The organism is Bradyrhizobium vignae, assembly GCF_900324035.1.
Classification (GTDB): Bacteria; Pseudomonadota; Alphaproteobacteria; order Rhizobiales; family Xanthobacteraceae; genus Bradyrhizobium; species Bradyrhizobium vignae.
The window spans coordinates 7,275,878-7,296,359 of the sequence record NZ_LS398110.1; the positions used below are offsets into that span (position 1 = coordinate 7,275,878).

At 64.9% G+C, this 20,482-nt stretch carries 18 protein-coding genes; 6 read left to right on the forward strand and 12 right to left on the reverse strand.

Annotated elements, in window-relative coordinates; translation table 11 throughout:
- Positions 1-18: 18 nt before the first annotated feature.
- The 6 genes from BRAD3257_RS34990 to BRAD3257_RS35015 form a co-directional block, all read right to left on the reverse strand.
- Positions 19-816 carry an alpha/beta hydrolase gene (locus tag BRAD3257_RS34990; protein ID WP_122405606.1) on the reverse strand — a complete coding sequence of 266 codons (798 nt, stop codon included), beginning with the start codon at positions 814-816 and terminating at the stop codon, positions 19-21.
- Between the two features lie 147 nt (positions 817-963).
- Positions 964-2,361: an NAD(P)(+) transhydrogenase (Re/Si-specific) subunit beta gene (locus BRAD3257_RS34995; protein WP_122405607.1), complete on the reverse strand. Its 1,398-nt coding sequence runs from the start codon at positions 2,359-2,361 to the stop codon at positions 964-966.
- Positions 2,362-2,400: 39 nt separating this feature from the next.
- Complete coding sequence (locus BRAD3257_RS35000; RefSeq protein ID WP_091888212.1) at positions 2,401-2,718, reverse strand: proton-translocating transhydrogenase family protein; 318 nt, start codon at positions 2,716-2,718, stop codon at positions 2,401-2,403.
- A gap of 11 nt (positions 2,719-2,729) precedes the next feature.
- Positions 2,730-3,857, reverse strand: a complete 1,128-nt coding sequence (locus BRAD3257_RS35005) for a Re/Si-specific NAD(P)(+) transhydrogenase subunit alpha (RefSeq protein ID WP_122405608.1) — start codon at positions 3,855-3,857, stop codon at positions 2,730-2,732.
- 140 nt (positions 3,858-3,997) lie between these two features.
- A complete protein-coding gene (locus BRAD3257_RS35010) occupies positions 3,998-4,150 on the reverse strand; it encodes an aa3-type cytochrome c oxidase subunit IV (RefSeq protein ID WP_122405609.1) in 153 nt (50 codons plus the stop codon).
- 206 nt (positions 4,151-4,356) lie between these two features.
- Positions 4,357-6,339, reverse strand: a complete 1,983-nt coding sequence (locus BRAD3257_RS35015) for a M3 family oligoendopeptidase (RefSeq protein ID WP_122405610.1) — start codon at positions 6,337-6,339, stop codon at positions 4,357-4,359.
- Between the two features lie 127 nt (positions 6,340-6,466).
- Between BRAD3257_RS35015 and BRAD3257_RS35020 the strand changes: the two genes are divergently transcribed.
- The 3 genes from BRAD3257_RS35020 to BRAD3257_RS35030 all read left to right on the forward strand — a co-directional run bounded on the left by BRAD3257_RS35020 (position 6,467) and on the right by BRAD3257_RS35030 (position 12,429).
- On the forward strand, positions 6,467-7,960 hold the full coding sequence (locus BRAD3257_RS35020; RefSeq protein WP_122405611.1) for a sigma-54-dependent transcriptional regulator: 1,494 nt from the start codon (positions 6,467-6,469) through the stop codon (positions 7,958-7,960).
- A gap of 350 nt (positions 7,961-8,310) precedes the next feature.
- The gene (locus BRAD3257_RS35025; RefSeq protein WP_122405612.1) at positions 8,311-10,524 is read left to right on the forward strand and encodes a L,D-transpeptidase family protein; all 2,214 of its coding nucleotides are present in this window, start codon (positions 8,311-8,313) and stop codon (positions 10,522-10,524) included.
- 285 nt (positions 10,525-10,809) lie between these two features.
- Entirely contained in the window at positions 10,810-12,429 is a 1,620-nt protein-coding gene (locus BRAD3257_RS35030) for a peptidoglycan L,D-endopeptidase MepK (protein ID WP_244607823.1), read from the forward strand.
- Between the two features lie 126 nt (positions 12,430-12,555).
- Here BRAD3257_RS35030 and BRAD3257_RS35035 read toward each other — a convergent pair whose 3' ends face one another.
- The 4 genes from BRAD3257_RS35035 to BRAD3257_RS35050 form a co-directional block, all read right to left on the reverse strand.
- Positions 12,556-12,981 (reverse strand): DUF1801 domain-containing protein, encoded by a 426-nt coding sequence (locus BRAD3257_RS35035; protein ID WP_122405614.1) that lies wholly within the window; start codon positions 12,979-12,981, stop codon positions 12,556-12,558.
- 47 nt (positions 12,982-13,028) lie between these two features.
- Positions 13,029-14,795 carry an adenylate/guanylate cyclase domain-containing protein gene (locus BRAD3257_RS35040; protein ID WP_122405615.1) on the reverse strand — a complete coding sequence of 589 codons (1,767 nt, stop codon included), beginning with the start codon at positions 14,793-14,795 and terminating at the stop codon, positions 13,029-13,031.
- 85 nt (positions 14,796-14,880) lie between these two features.
- A complete protein-coding gene (locus tag BRAD3257_RS35045) occupies positions 14,881-15,153 on the reverse strand; it encodes a DUF2312 domain-containing protein (RefSeq protein WP_018641571.1) in 273 nt (90 codons plus the stop codon).
- A gap of 194 nt (positions 15,154-15,347) precedes the next feature.
- A complete protein-coding gene (locus BRAD3257_RS35050; RefSeq protein ID WP_122405616.1) occupies positions 15,348-15,653 on the reverse strand; it encodes a DUF1244 domain-containing protein in 306 nt (101 codons plus the stop codon).
- Between the two features lie 167 nt (positions 15,654-15,820).
- Between BRAD3257_RS35050 and BRAD3257_RS35055 the strand changes: the two genes are divergently transcribed.
- Positions 15,821-16,414 (forward strand): DUF1036 domain-containing protein, encoded by a 594-nt coding sequence (locus tag BRAD3257_RS35055; RefSeq protein WP_122405617.1) that lies wholly within the window; start codon positions 15,821-15,823, stop codon positions 16,412-16,414.
- On the forward strand, positions 16,411-17,847 hold the full coding sequence (gene pyk / locus BRAD3257_RS35060) for a pyruvate kinase (protein ID WP_122405618.1): 1,437 nt from the start codon (positions 16,411-16,413) through the stop codon (positions 17,845-17,847). The genes BRAD3257_RS35055 and pyk overlap by 4 nt, the downstream gene beginning before the upstream one ends.
- A gap of 151 nt (positions 17,848-17,998) precedes the next feature.
- Here pyk and BRAD3257_RS35065 read toward each other — a convergent pair whose 3' ends face one another.
- Positions 17,999-18,679, reverse strand: a complete 681-nt coding sequence (locus tag BRAD3257_RS35065; protein ID WP_122405619.1) for a TetR/AcrR family transcriptional regulator — start codon at positions 18,677-18,679, stop codon at positions 17,999-18,001.
- A gap of 265 nt (positions 18,680-18,944) precedes the next feature.
- On the opposite strand from BRAD3257_RS35065, the gene BRAD3257_RS35070 reads away from it, so the two are divergent.
- Positions 18,945-19,928 carry a phosphatase PAP2 family protein gene (locus BRAD3257_RS35070; protein ID WP_122405620.1) on the forward strand — a complete coding sequence of 328 codons (984 nt, stop codon included), beginning with the start codon at positions 18,945-18,947 and terminating at the stop codon, positions 19,926-19,928.
- Between the two features lie 113 nt (positions 19,929-20,041).
- Here BRAD3257_RS35070 and BRAD3257_RS35075 read toward each other — a convergent pair whose 3' ends face one another.
- Positions 20,042-20,206, reverse strand: a complete 165-nt coding sequence (locus tag BRAD3257_RS35075; protein ID WP_122405621.1) for a Flp family type IVb pilin — start codon at positions 20,204-20,206, stop codon at positions 20,042-20,044.
- Positions 20,207-20,482: the final 276 nt, after the last annotated feature.

The window sequence follows — 20,482 nt, forward strand, 5'->3', positions numbered from 1 at the left end:
CAACGTTGCACCAAGCTGTCAGCCGCCAATGAACCCTCTCGCCGTTTCGATCGCGCCATATTGATCGAGATTGTCGTGCCCGCCGCCCACCATGCGAACGAACCGCTTGGGCTCATGGGCGAGTGCGAACAGACGCTCTCCGAAGATGATCGAAATGGCAAGGTCGTTAGTGCCATGCATGACAAGCAGCGGCACCGTGACGCGCGCCATGCGCCGGTCCGAATGGAACGGATCGCGCATCAGAAGGCGGACCGGCACGAACCAGAACGACGAAGCCGCAACGTCGACGGTCGATGTATAAGGCGCCTCCAGGATGAGCTTTCCAACGCGATGTTCCGAGGCGATGGCAACCGCCACGCCCGTCCCCAGAGAGAAGCCCCACGCGACGATTCGTTCCGCTGCATAGCGCGCAGCGGTGAAGGCGTAAGCGGCCGCAGCGTCGTACAGCAGCCCCTGCTCGCTCGGCATCCCGCTCGAGCCCGCATAGCCGCGATAGGACAGGGCAACGAGGCCGGTGCCGTCGGCGGTCATCGCCTTGAAACGGCTGATGCGGCCGGCGAGAAAATCGCCATTACCCGGGAAGTACAGGATCACGGAATGGCCGGGCTTGGCGGGCACGTGCCAGAGGATGACTCTCTCACCGTCCGACGTGGTCAGGACATGCTCTTCCGCCTCGGGAAGGCCGGCGGCATCGGGAGCGGTGCGGCCGACGGGCGGGATCGGAAACAGCATCTCGCGCTGGCGGACATACAGCACGAGGAGACAGGCGCAATAGACGGTCACGAGCACAATGGCGATCCACTTGACGATGGTCATCATTGCACGGCCCGCCCTCGGGTTGAGACCAGGGCTTGCGACGGCTCCGCAGCAAGGCAGCTGCACGCCACCTTGTGGGCAGCGCCATTTGACGCGCCGCTCGCGCATGGCTTTGGGCCGCCCCGGATGGGACGGTCCCTTCCGCGATTACATCGCCTTGACGATGTTCTCGGTGACCTTCTTGGCGTCGCCGAGCAGCATCATGGTGTTGTCGCGATAGAATAGCGGGTTGTCGATGCCGGCATAGCCGGAGGCCAGCGAGCGCTTGATGAACATCACAGTACCGGCCTTCCAGACCTGGAGCACCGGCATGCCGTAGATCGGAGAGGACTTATCCTCTTCGGCAGCCGGATTGGTGACATCGTTGGCGCCGATCACGAAGGCAATGTCGGCCTGCGCGAACTCGGAGTTGATGTCCTCGAGCTCGAACACCTCGTCATAGGGCACGTTGGCTTCGGCGAGCAGCACGTTCATGTGGCCCGGCATGCGGCCGGCGACCGGGTGAATGGCGTATTTCACCTCGACGCCTTCCTTCTTCAAGATATCGGCCATTTCGCGCAGCGCGTGCTGAGCCTGCGCCACCGCCATGCCGTAGCCGGGCACGATGATGACCTTGGAGGCGTTCTTCATGATGAAGGCGGCGTCGTCCGCCGAACCGAGCTTGGCCGGCTTCTGCTCGCCCGTACCGCCGCCGGCGGCAGCGGTCTCGCCGCCGAAGCCGCCGAGGATGACCGAGATGAACGACCGGTTCATCGCGTGGCACATGATGTAGGACAGGATCGCGCCCGACGAGCCGACCAGCGCGCCGGTGATGATCAGCGCGGAGTTGCCGAGCGTGAAGCCGATGCCGGCCGCGGCCCAGCCGGAGTAGGAGTTCAGCATCGAGATCACGACCGGCATGTCGGCGCCGCCGATCGGGATGATCATGAGCACGCCGAGCAAGAGTGCCAGGATGACGTTCAGCCAGAAGAACACCGGGCTGCCGGTCATCACGAGGCCGACGATGCACACGACGAGCGCAATCGCGAGCGCGATGTTGATGAGGTGCCGCGCCGGCAGGATGATCGGCGCACCGCTCATGCGGGCAGACAGCTTCAGGAAGGCGATCACCGAGCCGGTGAAGGTCAGCGCGCCGATGGCGACGCCGAGCGACATCTCGACCAGGCTCTGGGTGTGGATGTGCCCGGGCGTACCGATGTCGAAGGCTTCGGGCGCATAATATGCTCCCGCCGCGACCAGCACCGCGGCCATGCCGACCAGCGAGTGGAAGGCGGCGACCAGCTCCGGCATCGAGGTCATCGGCACGCGCCGCGCGATCACCGCGCCGATGCCCCCGCCGATCGCGACAGCGAGGATGACCAGCACCCAGGCGAGGCCATCCGCCGGCGGATGATTGGCCAGCGTGGTGGCGACCGCGATCGCCATGCCGATCATGCCGAACAGATTGCCCTGGCGCGACGATGCCGGGCTCGACAGCCCGCGCAGCGACAGGATGAACAGCACCCCCGCCACGAGATACAAGAATGCAGAGAGATTGGCGCTCATCTCAGGTCCCCATTGATCCCTTCAGCCCGAGGTGGCCGCTTACTTCGACTTCTTCTTGTACATCGCCAGCATGCGCTGGGTGACAAGGAAGCCGCCAAAAATGTTCACGCAGGCGAAGATGAGCGCGACGAAGCCGAAGCCGCGCGCCCAGCCCGAGCCGCTCGAAACCATGCCGACGCCGACCGCGAGCAGCGCGCCGACCACAATCACCGAGGAGATCGCGTTGGTCACGCTCATCAGCGGCGTGTGCAGCGCCGGCGTCACCGACCACACCACGAAATAGCCGACGAAGACGGCGAGGACGAAGATCGACAGCCGGAAGATGAAGGGATCGACGACCTGTGCAACATGCTCCATGACGGGTCTCCTTAAACCTTCGGCTGGAAGTTCGGGTGGATCACGGCACCGTCTTTCGTCAGCGCGGTCGCCTTGACGAGCTCGTCGTCCCAGTTCACGGCGAGCTGCTTCTCCTTCTTGTCGACCATGGTCTCGATGAAGGAGAACAGATTGCGGGCATAGAGGCTGGAAGCCGAGGCCGCGACGCGGCCGGCGACGTTGGTGTAGCCGACGATCTTGATGCCATCGAGATCGACGACCTCGCCGGCCTTGGCGCCTTCGACATTGCCGCCGCGCTCGACGGCGAGATCGACCAGCACCGAGCCCGGCTTCATCGACCTGACCATGTCGGCACTGACGAGCTTCGGCGCCGGGCGGCCCGGGATCAGCGCGGTGGTGATCACGATGTCCTGCTTCTTGATGTGCTCGGCGGTGAGCGCGGCCTGCTTGGCCTGGTATTCCCTGGACATTTCCTTGGCGTAGCCGCCGGCCGTCTGCGCGTTCTTGAACTCCTCGTCCTCGACGGCGAGGAATTTCGCACCGAGCGATTCCACCTGCTCCTTGGTCGCGGGCCGGACGTCGGTTGCGGTGACCACCGCGCCGAGGCGGCGCGCGGTCGCGATCGCCTGGAGGCCGGCGACGCCGACGCCCATCACGAACACCTTCGCCGCGGGCACGGTGCCGGCCGCGGTCATCATCATCGGGAAGGCGCGGCCGAACGCCTCGGCGCCCTCGATCACGGCGCGGTAGCCCGCAAGGTTGGCCTGCGAGGACAGCACGTCCATCACCTGCGCGCGGGTGATGCGCGGCATCAATTCCATCGCGAAGGCAGCAACGCCGGCATCGGCCATAGCCCTCAGCGCAGCCTCGTTGCCATAGGGATCCATGATGGCGATGACGAGCGCGCCGCGCTTGTACTGCGAAAGCTCGGACGCCTCCGGGCGTTTCACCTTGATGATGATATCCGCGTCCTTGAGCGCATCGGCGCTGACGGTGGCACCGGCGGCGGTGAACTCGGAATCCGGCAGGCCCGACTTGATACCGGCACCCGGCTCGACAGCAACCTCGGCGCCCAGCGCCTTGAACTTCTTCACCGTATCGGGCGAAGCAGCGACCCGCGGCTCGAGCGGATCGATTTCCTTGGCAACGGCGATCTTCATAGCTCCTCCGGCGGCGCGGGACAGCGCACGCGCAAACTAAGCGTTACTCCCGCGGCGTTCGATACCGGTTCTGGGACCGGTTTGTATGCAAGTTTTCTGAGCAGCAGCTGCCGTTGGCGTGTGCAGCTGCCGAAGACGGGTCAGGTGAGGAAGATCGCCATCAGGATCACGATGAGCGCGACCGAAGCCGTGCCGTACTTCACCAGCTTGATGAAGCCCTCATAGGTCTGCTCGTGCGAAACGTAGTCGTTGCCGTCGGCGGTGCTGTACGCAACTTCGCTATGATCTGCCATGGATGTCCCCAGTCGAAAGTCGAATTCTTCGGCTGGGATACCTTAAACCGTCGGACAGGGCAACGGCACGGAGGGGCGGTTTTCCAGCAAATAGGCTCATTTGGAATCCCGATTATCGCGGATCCAAAGCGCTCGCTTGCCTTTGCTGAACCGCGGTTCAACGGATACCCGGCGCCGCCCCTGCCCTGAATTCGGGCACCCTCTCCTCAGCCCATTGCCTCCAGCTCGTCGATCATGCCGGCGATGACCGAGAGACCGCCATCCCAGAACTTGGGGTCCTTGGCGTCCAACCCGAACGGGCGCAGCAGCTCGGAATAGTGCTTGGTGCCGCCGGCGGCGAGCATGTCGAGATAGCGCTCCGCAAAGCCTTCGGCCGCGTTCTCGTGGACCGCATAAAGCGAGTTCACGAGACAGTCGCCGAAGGCGTAGGCGTAGACGTAGAATGGTGAGTGGATGAAGTGTGGGATGTACATCCAGTAGTTCTCGTAGCCCGCCTTGATCTCGATCGCCGGACCGAGGCTCTCCCCCTGCACCGACAGCCAGATCTCGCCGAGCCGGGTCGCGGTGAGCTCGCCGTTCTTGCGCTCGGTGTGGACCGCACGCTCGAAGGAATAGAACGCGATCTGCCGCACCACGGTGTTGATCATGTCCTCGACCTTGCCGGCGAGCAGCGCCTGTCGCTGCTTTGCGTTCCTGGTCTGGGCAAGGAGACGCTTGAAGGTGAGCATCTCGCCGAACACGCTCGCAGTTTCGGCCAGCGTCAGTGGCGTCGGCGCCATCAGCGCGCCGTTCTTTGCCGCCAGCACCTGATGGACGCCATGGCCGAGCTCGTGGGCGAGCGTCATCACGTCGCGCGGCTTGCCCTGGTAGTTCATCAGCACGTAGGGGTGTGCCGACGGCGTGGTGGGATGCGAGAACGCCCCCGGCACCTTGCCCGGCCGCACCGGCGCGTCAATCCAGCGGTCCGTGAAGAAGCGCTCGGCGATATCGGCCATCTCAGACGAGAAGCCGCGATAGGCCGTCAGCACCATGCTTCGCGCCTCCGGCCAGGCGATAACGTCGGTCGCCGCGAACGGCAGCGGCGCGTTGCGGTCCCAATAGGCCAGCCGCTTCTTGCCGAACCACTTCGCCTTGAGCGCGTAATAGCGATGCGACAGCTTTGGATAGGCTGCGCGCACCGAGGCGACCAGCGCGTCGACGACCTCGCGCTCGACGCGGTTGTTCAGATGGCGGGAATCCGCGACGTCCTTGAAACCGCGCCAGCGGTCGGAGATGTCCTTGTCCTTGGCCAGCGTGTTGGTGATCAGCGCAAAGGTGCGTTCATTGGCCTTGAAGGTTTTCGCCAGCGCCTCCGCCGCGCTCTTGCGCTTTAAGCCGTCGCGGTCCTGCAGCAGATTGAGCGTCGGCTCGATCGCGAGCTCCTTGGAGCCGACCTTGAAGCGCAGGCCCGAGATGGTCTGATCGAACAGCCGGTTGAAGGCGGAATAGCCGGTCTGTGCCTTCTCCAGGAAGAGCTGCTCGAGCTTGTCATCGAGCTGGTAGGGCTTTTCCTTGCGCAGATCGTCGATCCAGGGACGATAGTGCGCGAGCTCGGTGGCCTGCATCGCGCGATTCAAAATATCGTCATCGATCCGATTGAGCTCGAGCGCGAAGAACAACAGATGCGTGGACGCCGCCGTCAGGCGCTCGGACACGTCGCCGTAAAACTTTGAAATCGCAGGGTCCACGCTGTCGCCGGCATGCACGAGGCCGGCATAGGAACCGAGACGGCCGGCGAGATCGTCGATCGCCTCATAGCGTCGCACCGCCTCGGCGAGCCATTTTCCGCCATTTTCGTTTGCTGTCCCTGTCGCCAGCTTGCCCTTGTAGTCCGTCTCGAAGGCAACGCAGTCGGCGTCCAACGTTTCGAGATCGCGCGCCACTTCCGGCGCATCGATCCCGGAATAGAGATCGGCCAGGTTCCACTCCGGAAGCTTGCCGGTCTTGCTCGCAGCCTTGGAGGGTTTTGTCTTGGCGGCAGATGTCTTGGCGACAGATGTCTTGGCGGCAGATGTCTTAGCGGCAGATGTCTTAGCGGCAGATGTCTTGGCGGCAGATGTCTTGGCGGCGGTGGTCTTGGTGGCGGGCTTGCGGAGGGCAGACTTTGTGAGAGCGGTCTTCGTGAGAGCGGTCTTGGAGCGCGAATTCATTGTGTGGGAAACCTGTGTTCAACAATCGCGGCGGCGGGCGGGGGCATCAAGGTTTAAGCGTGCGTTAATCGGCTTCGGCCAGAGTGCCCCGATTCGAGACAGATAGTAGTAGCGTGCGGGGAACACCATGGCTGCCAGTATTTTGATCGCCGACGACGACGCTGTAGCCCGCCGGCTGGTCGAGAACATGGTGCAGAAATGCGGCTACGAGACGGTCGTCGTGGACTCCGGCGACGCCGCAATCGCCGCCCTCACCGCGCCCGACGCACCGGCCATCGACGCCGTCATCCTCGATCTCGTGATGCCCGGCCTCGACGGCATGGGCGTATTGGCGAAGATCCGCGAAGCGGGCCTGAGCATCCCCGTCATCGTGCAGACCGCCCATGGCGGCATCGACAACGTGATCTCGGCGATGCGGGCGGGCGCGGCCGATTTCGTCGTCAAGCCGGTCGGCGTGGAGCGGCTCCAGGTGTCCTTGCGCAACGCGCTCAACACGTCGGCGCTCAAAGGCGAATTGCAGCGTATCCGTCACAGCCGCGAAGGCCGGCTGACCTTCTCGGACATCATCACGCGCTCGGAGGCCATGACGGGCGTGATGCGAGCCGCACAGAAGGCGGCAAACTCCGCGATCCCCGTGCTGATCGAGGGCGAGTCCGGCGTGGGCAAGGAGATGTTTGCGCGCGCTATCCATGGCAGCGGCGAGCGCAAGGCCAAGCCGTTCGTCGCGGTCAATTGCGGCGCGATTCCCGACAATCTCGTCGAGTCCATCCTGTTCGGCCACGAGAAGGGCGCCTTCACCGGCGCCACCGAGCGGCACATGGGCAAGTTTGTCGAGGCCCATGGCGGCACGCTGTTTCTGGATGAAGTCAGTGAGCTGCCGCTGACCGCGCAAGTGAAGCTGCTGCGCGCGCTCCAGGAAGGAGCCGTGGAGGCAGTCGGCGGCCGCAAGCCGGTCAAGGTCGACGTCCGCATCATCTCGGCCACCAATCGCAAGCTGCTGGAGCGGGTGAAGCAGGGACATTTCCGGGAAGACCTGTTCTATCGCCTGCACGTGCTGCCGCTGACGATCCCTTCGCTGCGCGCCCGCCGTGAGGATATCCCGCATCTGCTCAGACATTTCATCGCGCGCTTTGCCGCCGAGGAGAACCGCCCCATCACCGGCATCAGCGGCGAGGCCGTGGCTCAGCTTGCCCAGCTCGACTGGCCCGGCAACATCCGCCAGCTCGAGAACGCGGTCTACCGCGCGGTGGTGATGAGCGACGCCGACCAGCTCGGCCTCGGCGATTTCCCCCTGCTCGCCTCCCAGGCGCATCCCATCACGGATATTCCGACCGCGCCGCTGATGCTCGAGCCCCCAATGCCTTCTGTGGTCTCAGGTAGTGAAATACCAATCGCTCCGCTCCCCGCCGTAGGAACTCTCGCCCTGCTCACCGCGACGGGGGATGTCCGCTCGCTGGAAGACATGGAGAACGAGATCATCCGCTTCGCGATCTCGCACTATCGCGGCCAGATGTCCGAAGTGGCTCGCCGGCTCAAAATCGGCCGGTCAACGCTGTACCGCAAACTCGACGAGGCGGGGGTTCCCGGACATGGCGGCAAAAGCGGTGAGGAGACGCACTGAGCCCAGTGCGAACGGCGGTTCGCGCAACGGCGCGAGACGCCCGTAAGCCGTTCGCATGACGACAGAATTCGACTGCGATTTGAACCGTGACTTGGAAGTGACAGACAGAGGGAAAAGCGCGTGGCAGAAGCGCACAATCCGTTGCCAAGAGGCTCCGTTGAAGTCAGTTTGTCGTGAGTTGTTCCCGGTAGCGCTGGCTGCAAAATCGGGGCCTGTATATCGTCTGCGTAGGAATCGTTGCGTGCAGGTGTGCAACTTTCGAGAGGCCGGCGCGGTTTAGCCGAAACTCACCAATAGGCGATAACGAAGCTGTTCCACGAGGGGACAGCTCACCCGAGGGGTGCGACACAATGCGTGACTGTTTGAACCACCGTGCGGGCTTTGACCGTGTCTTGATGACGGTCGCGGCGACCTTCCTCACGGTGTCGGCCAGCTCGGCCCTGGCGCAGGATCAGGCGCGCAGCAGCGCAGCAGAGCTTGCGATCGAAGCTGCGATCCCGCGCCCCGAGCCGGCCAACGTCCCGCCTCCGACTGCGGCCGACATCAAGCTCGACACCACCGCCACAGTGCAGGACTCCAGCAAGGAAACTGCGAGGGAGTCGATTAAGGCGGACGCCGCGCCGGCACCGGACAAGGTCGAGACCAAGCCGTCCGACGTCGCCACCACGCCCGCGCCCGAAGCGCCGAAGAGCGAGACGGCGAAGACCGAGCCCGCCAAGACCGAGCCTGCCAAGACCGAGCCCGCCAAGGCTGACACCGCCACCGTCACGCCGGCCGCTCCCACGGCACCTGCTGCCGCAGCGGCTCCCGCCGCTGAGCCCGTGAAGGCAGCGAGCAACGTGCCCGCCGCCGACCAGCCGGTCGCGGACAAGCTCAAGGACGTCATCGGCGCCAAGGCCTCGCGCTATTTCGACCGCAAGAACGAGCGCGCGGCGGTCGAGAAGTTTTACGGCGCCCGCGATTTCGCGCCGGTCTGGACCCAAGGCGGCGCCCTGACCGCCGCGGCCAAGGGCGTGATCGCGCGGCTGAAGGACGCGGCGTCCGACGGCCTCAATCCCGCCGACTATCCGGTGCCGGATTTCGCCGCCGCCACCACCCCCGATGCGCTGGCGGATGCCGAGCTCAAGCTCACCGCCAGCATGTTCGACTATGCGCGCCATGCCCAGAGCGGCCGCATGCACTGGTCGCAAGTCAGCGCCGACATCCTCTATCCCGAGCATCCGGTCGATCCGAGCGAGGTGCTGACCAAGGTCACGACCGCGGCGGATGCCTCCGCGGCGCTCGACAGCTACAACCCGCCGCACAAGCTCTACAAGGCGCTGAAGGCCAAGCTCGCCGAGCTGCGCGGCCAGGGCAATGGCCCGGTGATCGAGATCGCCGAGGGCCCTTCGCTGAAATACACCCCGGCCGGCAAGAAGCAGGCTGAGGTGGTGGTGGAAGATCCGCGCGTGCCGCAGCTCCGCGCCAAGCTCGGTATCACCGAGAACGCCAGCGACACCCGCTATGACGCAGCGGTCGCAGACGCCGTGCGCAAATTCCAGAGCGGCGCCGAGATGAAGCCGACCGGCATTCTCGACGACAAGACGGTCAAGGCGCTCAACACCCCGAAGCGCGATAAGCAGATCGACACCGTGCTGGTGAACATGGAGCGCTGGCGCTGGCTGCCGCGCGATCTCGGCGCGCCTTCACTGGGCGATGCCTATGTCATCCTCAACATTCCCGACTACACGCTGAAAGTGATGCAGCACGGCCAGCAGGTCTGGACCACCCGCGTCGTCACCGGCAAGCCGGGGCAGCACGCCACCCCGCTGCTGACCGAGACGATGAAGTACATCACGGTCAACCCGACCTGGAACGTGCCGCCGTCGATCGTCTACAACGAATATCTGCCGGCGCTTCAGCAGGACCCGACCGTGCTCCAGCGCATGGGCCTCAAGCTCGAACAGAACCGCGACGGCTCGGTGCACATCTCGCAGCCGCCGGGTGAAGCCAACGCGCTCGGCCGCATCCGCTTCAACTTCCCGAACAAGTTCCTGGTCTATCAGCACGACACGCCGGACAAGAACCTGTTCGCCAAGGAAGACCGCGCCTTCAGCCATGGCTGCATGCGAGTGCAGAATCCGGATCAATACGCGTCCGTGCTGCTCAACATCACCATGCCGAGCGAGAAGTACACGCCCGAGCGCGTGCGCAGCATGTATGGCAAGAGCGAGATCGACCTGAAATTCCCGACGCCGATCCCGGTCAACATCACCTATCAGACCGCGTTCGTGGACGATGCCGGCAAGCTGCAATTCCGCAAGGACGTTTACGGCCGCGACGCGACCATGCTCAACATCCTGAAGAACAACCGCGGCAAGGACCTCGAGGCCGTCGTGGCCCATTCTCAGCCGAGCTATTCCCGCCCGGCGACGACGCTGCCATCAGGGGTCGCGGTGGCCAACAATGGCGGCGGCTTCGGCTCGTCTGGACCAAACTTCTTCGAGCGGCTGTTCGGAGCGCCGGCCTCGACCCAACCGCCAGCGCCAGTCGGCCGTCGTCCGCAGCGGGTGTTTACCCGCTGAGCCCGGCTCAGCGCCTGGTTCACAAGAATTCTGCAATGAAATCAGCGGCCCTGTCCTCTGGATGGGGCCGTTTAACGTTAACCATTCTCCAACCTGCGTTCGGGCAGCGGGCGTTTTTTTGCCACAGTCAACCGTTTAGGATCGTAGTCTGACTTGGTTTGGGGGCGGGAAGGTCAACCTCGAATTAACCTTCTCGCTTTAAGAAAGCGTTCATCCTCTTTCGCGCTGCTAACGGGGTTGGCGGGAGAGTCCATTTGAACGCTCGTCGACTGGGTGGGCTCATACGTGCTGACTGGTTTCGCACGCCAATTCGCTGTGCTGTCGTTGTCCCATGCGGGCGTGAAGGCCGGATCCCGGATCGGCCTCGCGGCTGCATTGCTGCTTGCGGCCGCCGGTTCGGTTCATGATGCCGCCGCGCTGAACGAGACCAAGACGCTCTCCTTCCACCATACCCATTCCGGCGAAGATCTCACCGTCACCTTCAAGCGCGACGGGCGCTACGACGAAGCGGCGCTGAAGCAGCTCAACCACTTCCTGCGCGACTGGCGCACCCAGGAGGAGACGGTGATGGACCGTCGCCTCTTCGACATCCTCTGGGAAGTCTATCGCGACGTCGACGGCAAGCAGCCGATCCAGATCATCTCCTCCTATCGCTCTCCCGCCACCAACGCCATGCTCCGCCGCCGCTCATCCGGTGTGGCGCGCTTCAGCCAGCACATGCTGGGACATGCGATGGACTTCTACATCCCGGGCGTGCCGCTGGAGCAGATCCGCTTCGCCGGCCTGCGCCTGCAGCGCGGCGGCGTCGGCTTCTACCCGACCTCCGGCTCGCCTTTCGTGCACCTCGACACCGGCAGCATCCGGCACTGGCCGCGCATGACGCATGACCAGCTCGCGCGCGTGTTCCCGGACGGCAAGACGGTGCATCTGCCAACCGACGGCACGCCGCTCAAGGGCTATGAGCTCGCCAAGGCCGAGATCGAGCGGCGCGGCAGCGGCGACGATGCCGGCAGCAAACCGAATTTCTTCGCCGCCTTGTTCAAGGGCAAGTCGGCAGCTCCAGCCGCCAGCGACGAGGATGACGAGGGCGCGCCCGCCCCGGCCGCGAAGCCGGCGGTGCCGACCGTCATCGCAGCCGCCGCTAAGCCCGCCGAGCCGGTGCCGACGCCGCGCGCCAAGCCGCAGATCGGCGCAACCCTCCAGCTTGCTTCGGCCGATGCGCAGATCGTTGCGCCGCCCAAGCCGAAGGCCGGGCCCGTGGCTGACAAGCCGCCGACTGGCAAGCCTGTTGACGGAAAGCCGGAGACCCCGGCCGACATCATCAATGCCCGCGGCTTCTGGGATGATGTCCCGGCTGCGCCGCAGCAGGCCACGCCAGTGCAGGTCGCAGCACTGAAGGCTCGCCAGGCACTCGCCGCCACCACCGATCCGCAACCAACCGCGAGCGTGTCCAACGCAGCCTTCCAGGCCCTGGCTTACGCGCCCGCGGCCTCCCCCGTCGATCGCGCCAATGTCGTCGCCGCCTCCGCGCCGATCCCGCGCACGGCCCGCCCCGCCGCGACGTCCCGCAGCGTGGCTCAGGCGACGGAGATCAACACGGTGGTCGGCAAGAGCATCGACGGCAGGATCGCAACCGCGACCCGCCTCTCCGCAGCCAAGGGCGAGAGCGTCTGGCTCAAGATCCTGATGCTATCGCCGAGCGCCAGCCGCGCCATGTCGGTGACGCTGATGGGCGAACTCGATTTGGCTGCGCTGCGCGGCTATTTCGTCAAGCCGAAGGCCGTGATCGCGATGGGCTTCTCCGACGACCCGATGCAGGGCCTGTCCTGCGACAATTTCTCCGGCAGCGCGACCGCAAAGCTCGAGACGACCTCGTTCGTCGTGCGCACCGCCGCGCTGCGCTGATAGCCCTTACTATTTTCAAGAAATCAATCTCGTAGCCCGGATGGAGCGAAGCGCAACCCGGGAAAGCGGCGCGTGCTGCGCGAGACCCCGGATTTCGCTGCGCTCCACCAGGGCTACAAGTCCGCCTTATCGCGCTTTTTTGCCCCGCCGATCCAGATGATAGGTCAGCGCCAGCGACAAGCAGACGGCGAGCTCCCGCTTCGGCAATTTGCCCGCAACCGGCAGCAGCAACGCCCTGGTCTGCCGGTACTCGAACTGATCTGGAAAGCGCTCGCGAAAGGTGTCGACCAGTGTCGTCTTGCAGTTGAACAGAATGGCGGCGTGATCGGAATCCTTCAGGCGGCCGAGCCTGATCGTTGAGCCGCTGCCTGTCTCTTCGGTCAGATAGGCGGGCTCGCCCCATTTCAGCGTTTCGCTGAGCCGGCCGACCTCCTCATGCGCCGCGGCGGTCGCAAAGATCAGATCGCGCACCTGAAGGAGCCGCCGGCGCATTGGCGCCGGAAAGGCATCGAAGGCGCGGCTCACCTCGCGCCGCAATATCGGCTCGGTCACAGTCTCACTCTCGATGGATCGGCAATCGGTCTCCGCCGTGCGCCAGATCAGGGAGGCAGGCCTGCCCGGAGGAGGCCTGCCTCATAGCGCTGACGATCGACCTCCCGCTTATAATGCTGGGTGGAAAGATGATTGGCGACGGAAAATGCCGGCTCACGCTTGAGAACTTCGGCCGCGTGCGCGCCGGCAGCCACGGCATTGCCCATCTGCGCGAAGATCCCGGCGAGGAACGCATGATGGGTGTGATCGGGGCGTGAGATCCGCGAGAGGGCTTCGGCGGCTTCGGCGTATTTCTCGGCACAGTAATAGGCGCGCCCGAGATGGCTCCAGAATCGTTCCGGGTGATACGGGTTGAGCCGCATCGCCTTCTTGATCCAGTCGATCCCCTCCTCCGGTCTTCCCAGCCAGGTCAGCAGTTCGCCCTGCTGCACCACTACGAGGTCATAATTCGGGTTGAGCGCGAGCGCGCGTTCCTGATGGTAAGTGGCCTTATCATGGTCGTCGCGATTCAGATTGAGTGCCGCGAGGATGCGGTGGACGTCGGCGTCATTGTCGTCGAGAACCAGCGCGGTTTCCAGCTCTGAAGCCACCTGCTGGAAGGTGGCGTCGCGATCCGCGCACCAATTATAGACCCAGGTCTGGCCCAGAACGCACGCCTTCCACGCATGCGCGTGCGCATAGCTCGCGTCGAGTTCGAGCGCCCGGTCGAGCAGAAGTTGCGCCCGCGCATTGTCTTCGCGATTGGAGCGATGATGCAAGACCTTCGCGGCCAGCACGCATTCGTAGGCCGCCATGTTGTCCGTCGGCTTGCGGTTCGCGCGATCGTGCGTCGCCGCCTCGACGCGGCCGGGCAACGTGGCGGCGATCGCCCGGGTCATCTCGTCCTGGATGGCGAAGATGTCCTTGAGCTCGCCATCGTAACGCTCGGCCCAGATGTGCCGATCCGTCTCCGCATCGATCAGCTGCACGGTGACGCGGACGCGATCCCCGGCCTTTCGCACGCTTCCCTCGATGACGTAGTCGACACCGAATTCGCGGCCAACATCCTGTACCTTGACCGACTTTCCCTTGTACACGAAGGTCGAGTTGCGCGAGATCACCAGCAGATCGTGGAAGCGTGAAAGCTCGGTGATGATGTCCTCGGTGAGACCGTCGGCGAAGAACTCCTGCTCCGGATCGCCGCTCATATTGGCGAACGGCAGCACGGCGATCGAAGGCTTCTTCGACTTGCCAGTCGGCTTTGCGGCGGCCGTCGCACCGGCTGGCGTGCTTGCCGGCACATCCTCCAATCGGATCCGGTAGACGCGGATGGCGCGCGCGATGTTCTTGACGTTCTGCTCGCCGATGTCTTCGAATGCGACGCCATCGAGGCGCTCGCCGAGCTGGTCGCGAACCGCGCTGGAGACGCAGATGCCTCCGGGCTCGGCGAGCGTCTCCAGCCGCGCCGCGACGTTGACGCCATCGCCGAAAATGTCGTTCTGATCGACGATGACATCGCCGAGATTGATGCCGATGCGGAATTGTATCCACCGCGGCGGCGGCACATCCGCGTTGCGCCGCGCCATGCGATGCTGAACCTCAGCGGCACACAGCACGGCATCGACGACGCTGTGGAATTCGACCAGCAACCCGTCGCCGGTCGTCTTGATGATACGACCGCGATTCTTGGTAATAGCGGGATCGATGAGTTCGACCCGATGGGTCTTGAGGCGCGCAAGTGTGCCGGCCTCGTCGACCTCCATCAGTCGGCTGAAGCCGACCATGTCTGCGGCGAGAACTGCGGCAAGCCTGCGCTCTGGTCCCGGCACATCCATCGCTCGGTCCCTTCACCGAGCACTCTAGCAGATGACGAGATTTCGCCCAAGCTTGGTGCGCTGCAACGCCTCTAGGCAAAACGCCTCAGAGCATCCCCAGCGCCTGCATGTAGGTCTCGAGAATGGTCTCGGCCTCCGCGCGCTCGTTGGGGTCCTGCTTGCGCAGGCGCACGATGGTGCGCAGCGCCTTGACGTCGTAGCCGTTGCCCTTGCTCTCGGCATAGACGTCGCGGATGTCGTCGGAGATCGCCTTCTTCTCTTCCTCCAGCCGCTCGATGCGCTCGATGATGGATTTGAGCTGGTCCTTGGCAAATTTCGTCGCGGGCTCGTCGTCGCGGACGGCGGCGGAGGTGGCCATCTTGGTACTCCCAATGGAACTGGCAAAACGAGGTGACGCCGGCATCCCTCACCGCGCGTGCTGGGTAGACCCTTAGGGTCGGCGCTCCCAGCGTTCAAGCAAGCATCGCGCTCGTCCACAGCGCGCCCACACCTTCCTGCGCCGACGCGAAGAAAGCTGTTGTGTGGTGCGACTCAGAGCGGCGGGACGAGGCGTCAGTGCCCGTTGGGATGGACCTTCTTCATCGCCTCGAGCTGCTCGGGCGTGGCCGTGCCCTGGTACTTTGCCTTCCAGGTCTCGTAGGGCATGCCGTAGATGGCCTCCCGGCTCTCGTCCTTGCTCAGGGGCACGCCCTGGGCGTCCGCGGCATCCTTGAGCCAGTTGGAGAGGCAGTTGCGGCAGAAGCCGGCCAGATTCATCAGGTCGATGTTCTGGACGTCCGTCCGGCTCCGCAAATGCTCGACCAGGCGCCGGAAAGCGGCCGCCTCGAGCTCCGTTCTGGTTTTGTCGTCGATTGCCATGGCTGTCTTCCCTAAGGCCCGTCCCGATGGCGGTCACCCTTACGGGATCAGGTGGGTCCTGTCACAGATTTTGCCATATCGCGGCGCAAACGGGCCACAGCCCGGCTATGGGGCAGTTCCCCGGCCCTACGCCAAATCGTCAATGATCTGGTATAGCTTCCGCGACAATGATTGCCGAATCTCCCCGCTTCCCGCTTCGCCTGCTCGCCCGGTTGGTCCCGGTGCTGATGGTTGCCCTGCTGTGCCTCTGGGCCAGACCGGCCTCCGCCGATTTCCGCCTCTGCAACAACACTTCGAGCCGGGTTGGCATTGCGCTCGGCTACAAGGACGCCGAGGGCTGGACCACCGAGGGCTGGTGGAACATCTCGTCGCGTTCCTGTGAGACGCTGCTGCGAGGCACGCTGGTCGCTCGCTACTACTACATCTACGCCGTCGATTATGACCGCGGCGGCGAGTGGTCCGGCCAGGCCTTCATGTGCTCGCGCGACAAGGAGTTCACCATCCGCGGCACCGAGGACTGCCTGGCGCGCGGCTATGACCGAACCGGCTATTTCGAGGTCGACACCGGTGAGCAGCGGGCCTGGACGGTGCAGCTGACCGACGCCAACGAACAGCCGGCGCAGCAACGCGTACCTGGCCTGCCCGGGCCGGTGGGCCCGGGCGGCGTTCCGGGTTTGCCCAATAGTCCGCCCGGTGGTACGCCCCCCGCCGCGCCCGGCCTTCCGCCGGCGCCCCCGCCCCCGTCTGGAAATAAGCCATGAGGCGTCTTCGCCGTATCAAGATTCTCGCGACCCTGGGCCCCGCCTCTTCAGACCTCGCGATGATCCGCCGCCTGTTCGAGGCCGGCGCCGACCTGTTCCGCATCAACATGAGCCACACCCCGCATGACAAGATGCGGGAGCTGGTGGCGACGATCCGCAACGTCGAGAGCAGCTATGGCCGGCCGATCGGCATCCTGGTCGATCTTCAGGGACCGAAGCTGAGACTGGGCGCCTTCGCCGACGGCGCGGTCCAGCTCCAGAACGGGCAGACCTTCACGCTGGATTCCGACAAGACGCCCGGCGATGCCACGCGCGTCCACCTCCCGCATCCGGAGATCCTGGCCGCACTGCGGCCGGGCCATGCGCTGCTGCTCGACGACGGCAAGGTGCGGCTGATCGCGGAGGAGACCTCGAAAGAGCATGCGGTGACCCGCGTCGTGGTCGGCGGCAAGATGAGCGACCGCAAGGGCGTCAGCCTGCCCGACACCGACCTGCCGGTCTCGGCGATGACGCCGAAGGACCGCGCCGACCTCGAGGCGGCCCTCGTCACCGGCGTCGACTGGATCGCGCTGTCCTTCGTGCAGCGCGCCGAGGACGTGCTCGAGGCCAAGAGGATGATCCGCGGCCGCGCCGCGGTCATGGCCAAGATCGAGAAGCCGCAGGCGATCGACCGCCTCGCCGACATCATCGAGGCATCGGATGCGCTGATGGTGGCGCGCGGCGACCTCGGCGTCGAGCTGCCGCTCGAGCGCGTGCCGAGCCTGCAGAAGCAGATGACGCGGATGGCGCGCCGCGCCGGCAAGCCGGTGGTGATCGCGACCCAGATGCTGGAATCGATGATTCAGTCGCCGGTGCCGACCCGCGCCGAGGTCTCGGACGTCGCCACCGCCGTCTATGAGGGCGCCGACGCCATCATGCTGTCGGCGGAATCGGCGGCCGGCAAATTCCCGGTCGAGGCGGTCTCGACCATGAACCGCATCGGCGAGGAGGTCGAGCGCGACCCGACCTACCGCTCGGTGATCATGGCCCAGCGGCCGGACCCCGAATCGACCGTCGGCGATGCCATCGCAGACGCCGCGCGCGTGATGGCGGAAACCCTGGACCTGCCCGCTTTGATCTGCTGGACCTCATCGGGCTCGACCGCCGTGCGGGTCGCACGCGAGCGGCCCAAGCCGCCGATCGTGGCGATCACGCCGAACATCACGGCGGGGCGCCGCCTCGCGGTGGTGTGGGGCGTGCATTGCGTCGTGGCGGAGGACGCGCGCGACCAGGACGACATGGTGGGCCGCGCCGGCCAGATTGCGTTCCGCGATGGCTTCGTCCGCGCGGGCCAGCGCGTGATCATCGTCGCCGGCGTGCCGCTCGGCATTCCCGGCACCACCAACATGGTGCGCATCGCCTCGGTCGGCCCCGGGGGCGACGCGGATATGTAGGCCCGCCAGCGCGGCCAAAACAAAAAGTCGAAAAACAACCCCATGCACAGTAGCCTGGCCGGACTGGCGGGCTCGCTGGGATTTCGCGAAAAGGCACGCTCAGGCAATGACCTGAGCGCGATCAGGGCGTCGCCTCGACCGCGGCGCGATTTTACGCCCCAACCAGCGCCTTCGTCGTCGGCAGTAGCGTCTGCTGCACCACCAGGCCGCGGGCGCGGGCGTCCATGACGCCGACGGCGCGCAGCGCCAGCAGCGTCACGGTCTGCACCGCATCGCGCATCTTGACGGGATCTCCGAGATTGTCGGGCGCAAGCGGCCCGACCAGAGCCTCATGCAGCGCTCCCAGCAGCGCGGTGGCGGCGAGCGCAGTGTCCTGCGCCGGCAGGTGACCGGCCCTCACGGCGGCGTCGATGCGGCTCGCGATCTCGCCGGCGATCTCGCGTCGGCTGGCCAGCCTGGAGGCGCTGACATCGACATCGACGGGCTCGGCCAGGATGCCCCAGGCCAGCCGCCGCTGCGACAGCGTATGGACCGCCACGGTGGTCACGGCGGCCGCCAGCGCCGAGGACGGTCCCGGCGCGGCGTCGGCCGCCCGGCGGATCGCCGCGAGCTCGTCGCGAGAGACCTCGGCAATGAGTTCGGAGATCAGCTCGGCCTTGGAGGGAAAGTAACGGTACACCGTGCCGGCTGCGACATTGGCCCGGACCGCGACCGGCGCGATCTGCACCGCCGCCATTCCGCCTTCCGCCGCTGCTTCCCGCGCCGCCGCCAGAATCGCGCTGCGCCGCGCCGCAAGGCGCTTAACCACTTGATGCGTCCGCCGATAAACCATGGCGCGCTTCCTGTCCCACACGCCAGCCACACGCCCTGCGGCCGAACGCTTCGTCACGTCAAAAGATGCAAATCGCCCCGCAAGGACTGAACAACTATTCAGAGTGAATGACAAGATGGGAAATGCGTGGAGCGTCTCTCAAGGAGGCGGGACTTCACCCCAAAATAACGGCGACTTGGTTGGTGACGGCTAACCACGATTGTTACCGCGATCTTAAGACTGCGCCGCGACTGTACGGGATACTGCGATCTCACCTCGGTGCAGCATGGTCGACACGGACGCCCGGACCGCCTGGCAGCTTTTCCATCTGAACTGGCTTCCGATCGCGGCCATGGGCGGACTGCTGGCGATCGGCCTGCCTTGGGCAGACCTGAGCCTCGAGCCGGTTGCTTACGGCGTGACGTTGGCGATCGCCGCATTCCTGCTCGCGGTCGCCTATGGCCATCGGATCGTCAAAGCGGAGCTTGCGGATCCGAAGCTGGTGTTTTCGCTCGGTGCGATCGGGCAGGTCATTCTCACCTGCGCCATCGTCGGACCGCTCAGCTACGTCGCGGGCAAGCTGAGCTGGCCGCTCCAGGACCAAGCGCTGCTTGCGATCGACCGCGCGCTCGGTCTCGATCCCGAAGCGATCGCGCGATACGTCAACGATCATCCCTGGCTCGCGACCATCTTCGCGCGCGGCTACGGGCTGATCAAGCTGCCACTGCTCGGCGTTCCCGTCGTGCTGGCGTTGACGGGCCGCTATGTGCGCCTGCAATCGTTCATGCTTGCGACGAGCCTCGCGCTTGCGGTGACCATCGCAATCTCCGCCGTGGTGCCGGCGATCGGCACCTATTACGCGCTGCAACTGCCTGCCGCGCATCTGCCTGAAATCAACACCGCCGTTTACGCCGGGCAGTTGCGCGACATTCTCGCACTTCGTGACGGCAGCCTGCACGAGCTCCGCCTGTTCTTCCTCTCCGGCATCGTCTCGTTTCCAAGCTTTCACGCCGCCTCCGCGGTGCTCTATATGTGGGCGCTGTGGCCGGTGCGCGGCATCGGCATCATCGCAGCCGCCCTGAACCTCCTGATGATCGCGTCGACGCCGGTGATCGGCGCGCACTACGTCATTGACGTCGTCGGCGGCATCGCCGTCGCTGCAGCATCGATCTGGGCGGTGAAGCTCTTTGTTCGTTGGCTGCACGGCGCGTCACGGATTTCCGGCGCGCCTGCCGCGTCGGCGGTCTGGCAGGTCAGCCTCGCCGAATGACGCTGCACCAGCCGTCACCACAGTTTGCGTAGCGGCAGCGACTTTGAATCATTCGCCAAAAAGAAAAGAGCCCCGTCCAGGACGGGGCTCTCGAAACTTGATGGTCCGCCAGCTTACTTCAGGCTGGACTGGATCGAGGTGAATTTGGTGTTCAGCGTGCCGCCGAGCTGGTTGACGACGGTGATGATCGCCAGCGCAATGCCGGCAGCGATCAGGCCGTATTCAATGGCGGTGGCGCCGGATTCATCCTTCACGAAACGCGCAACGAGGTTCTTCATAGAGTGCTCCAAATGAGTACACGAGGCTTACAACTGATCCGGTCTTTTCGGCTTCCCAGCGCCGCCCGACCATGGAACCGAACCTAGAGGCAAAGAATTGCGCCGCGGTTAATTCGACTGCGTAAACACCGAGCGGTTTGCGTGTATTCGCCGATGGTAAATCGAAATCCAAAACAGTCCATTAAATTGTCGAGACTTTGAATCTGCCTGGCGCAGCCGGTTTACCCGAAGTTATGAGCGCCCATGCTCCAATGTCGTCCGCTCGGTCAGCTCGAC

What these genes read in the sequence shown, in the direction of transcription:
- BRAD3257_RS34990 (WP_122405606.1), bottom strand. Translation starts at nt 816, where the DNA reads ATGACCATCGTCAAGTGGATCGCCATTGTGCTCGTGACCGTCTATTGC.
- BRAD3257_RS34995 (WP_122405607.1), bottom strand. Translation starts at nt 2,361, where the DNA reads ATGAGCGCCAATCTCTCTGCATTCTTGTATCTCGTGGCGGGGGTGCTG.
- BRAD3257_RS35000 (WP_091888212.1), bottom strand. Translation starts at nt 2,718, where the DNA reads ATGGAGCATGTTGCACAGGTCGTCGATCCCTTCATCTTCCGGCTGTCG.
- BRAD3257_RS35005 (WP_122405608.1), bottom strand. Translation starts at nt 3,857, where the DNA reads ATGAAGATCGCCGTTGCCAAGGAAATCGATCCGCTCGAGCCGCGGGTC.
- BRAD3257_RS35010 (WP_122405609.1), bottom strand. Translation starts at nt 4,150, where the DNA reads ATGGCAGATCATAGCGAAGTTGCGTACAGCACCGCCGACGGCAACGAC.
- BRAD3257_RS35015 (WP_122405610.1), bottom strand. Translation starts at nt 6,339, where the DNA reads ATGAATTCGCGCTCCAAGACCGCTCTCACGAAGACCGCTCTCACAAAG.
- BRAD3257_RS35020 (WP_122405611.1), top strand. Translation starts at nt 6,467, where the DNA reads ATGGCTGCCAGTATTTTGATCGCCGACGACGACGCTGTAGCCCGCCGG.
- BRAD3257_RS35025 (WP_122405612.1), top strand. Translation starts at nt 8,311, where the DNA reads ATGCGTGACTGTTTGAACCACCGTGCGGGCTTTGACCGTGTCTTGATG.
- BRAD3257_RS35040 (WP_122405615.1), bottom strand. Translation starts at nt 14,795, where the DNA reads ATGGATGTGCCGGGACCAGAGCGCAGGCTTGCCGCAGTTCTCGCCGCA.
- BRAD3257_RS35045 (WP_018641571.1), bottom strand. Translation starts at nt 15,153, where the DNA reads ATGGCCACCTCCGCCGCCGTCCGCGACGACGAGCCCGCGACGAAATTT.
- BRAD3257_RS35050 (WP_122405616.1), bottom strand. Translation starts at nt 15,653, where the DNA reads ATGGCAATCGACGACAAAACCAGAACGGAGCTCGAGGCGGCCGCTTTC.
- BRAD3257_RS35055 (WP_122405617.1), top strand. Translation starts at nt 15,821, where the DNA reads ATGATTGCCGAATCTCCCCGCTTCCCGCTTCGCCTGCTCGCCCGGTTG.
- pyk (WP_122405618.1), top strand. Translation starts at nt 16,411, where the DNA reads ATGAGGCGTCTTCGCCGTATCAAGATTCTCGCGACCCTGGGCCCCGCC.
- BRAD3257_RS35065 (WP_122405619.1), bottom strand. Translation starts at nt 18,679, where the DNA reads ATGGTTTATCGGCGGACGCATCAAGTGGTTAAGCGCCTTGCGGCGCGG.
- BRAD3257_RS35070 (WP_122405620.1), top strand. Translation starts at nt 18,945, where the DNA reads ATGGTCGACACGGACGCCCGGACCGCCTGGCAGCTTTTCCATCTGAAC.
- BRAD3257_RS35075 (WP_122405621.1), bottom strand. Translation starts at nt 20,206, where the DNA reads ATGAAGAACCTCGTTGCGCGTTTCGTGAAGGATGAATCCGGCGCCACC.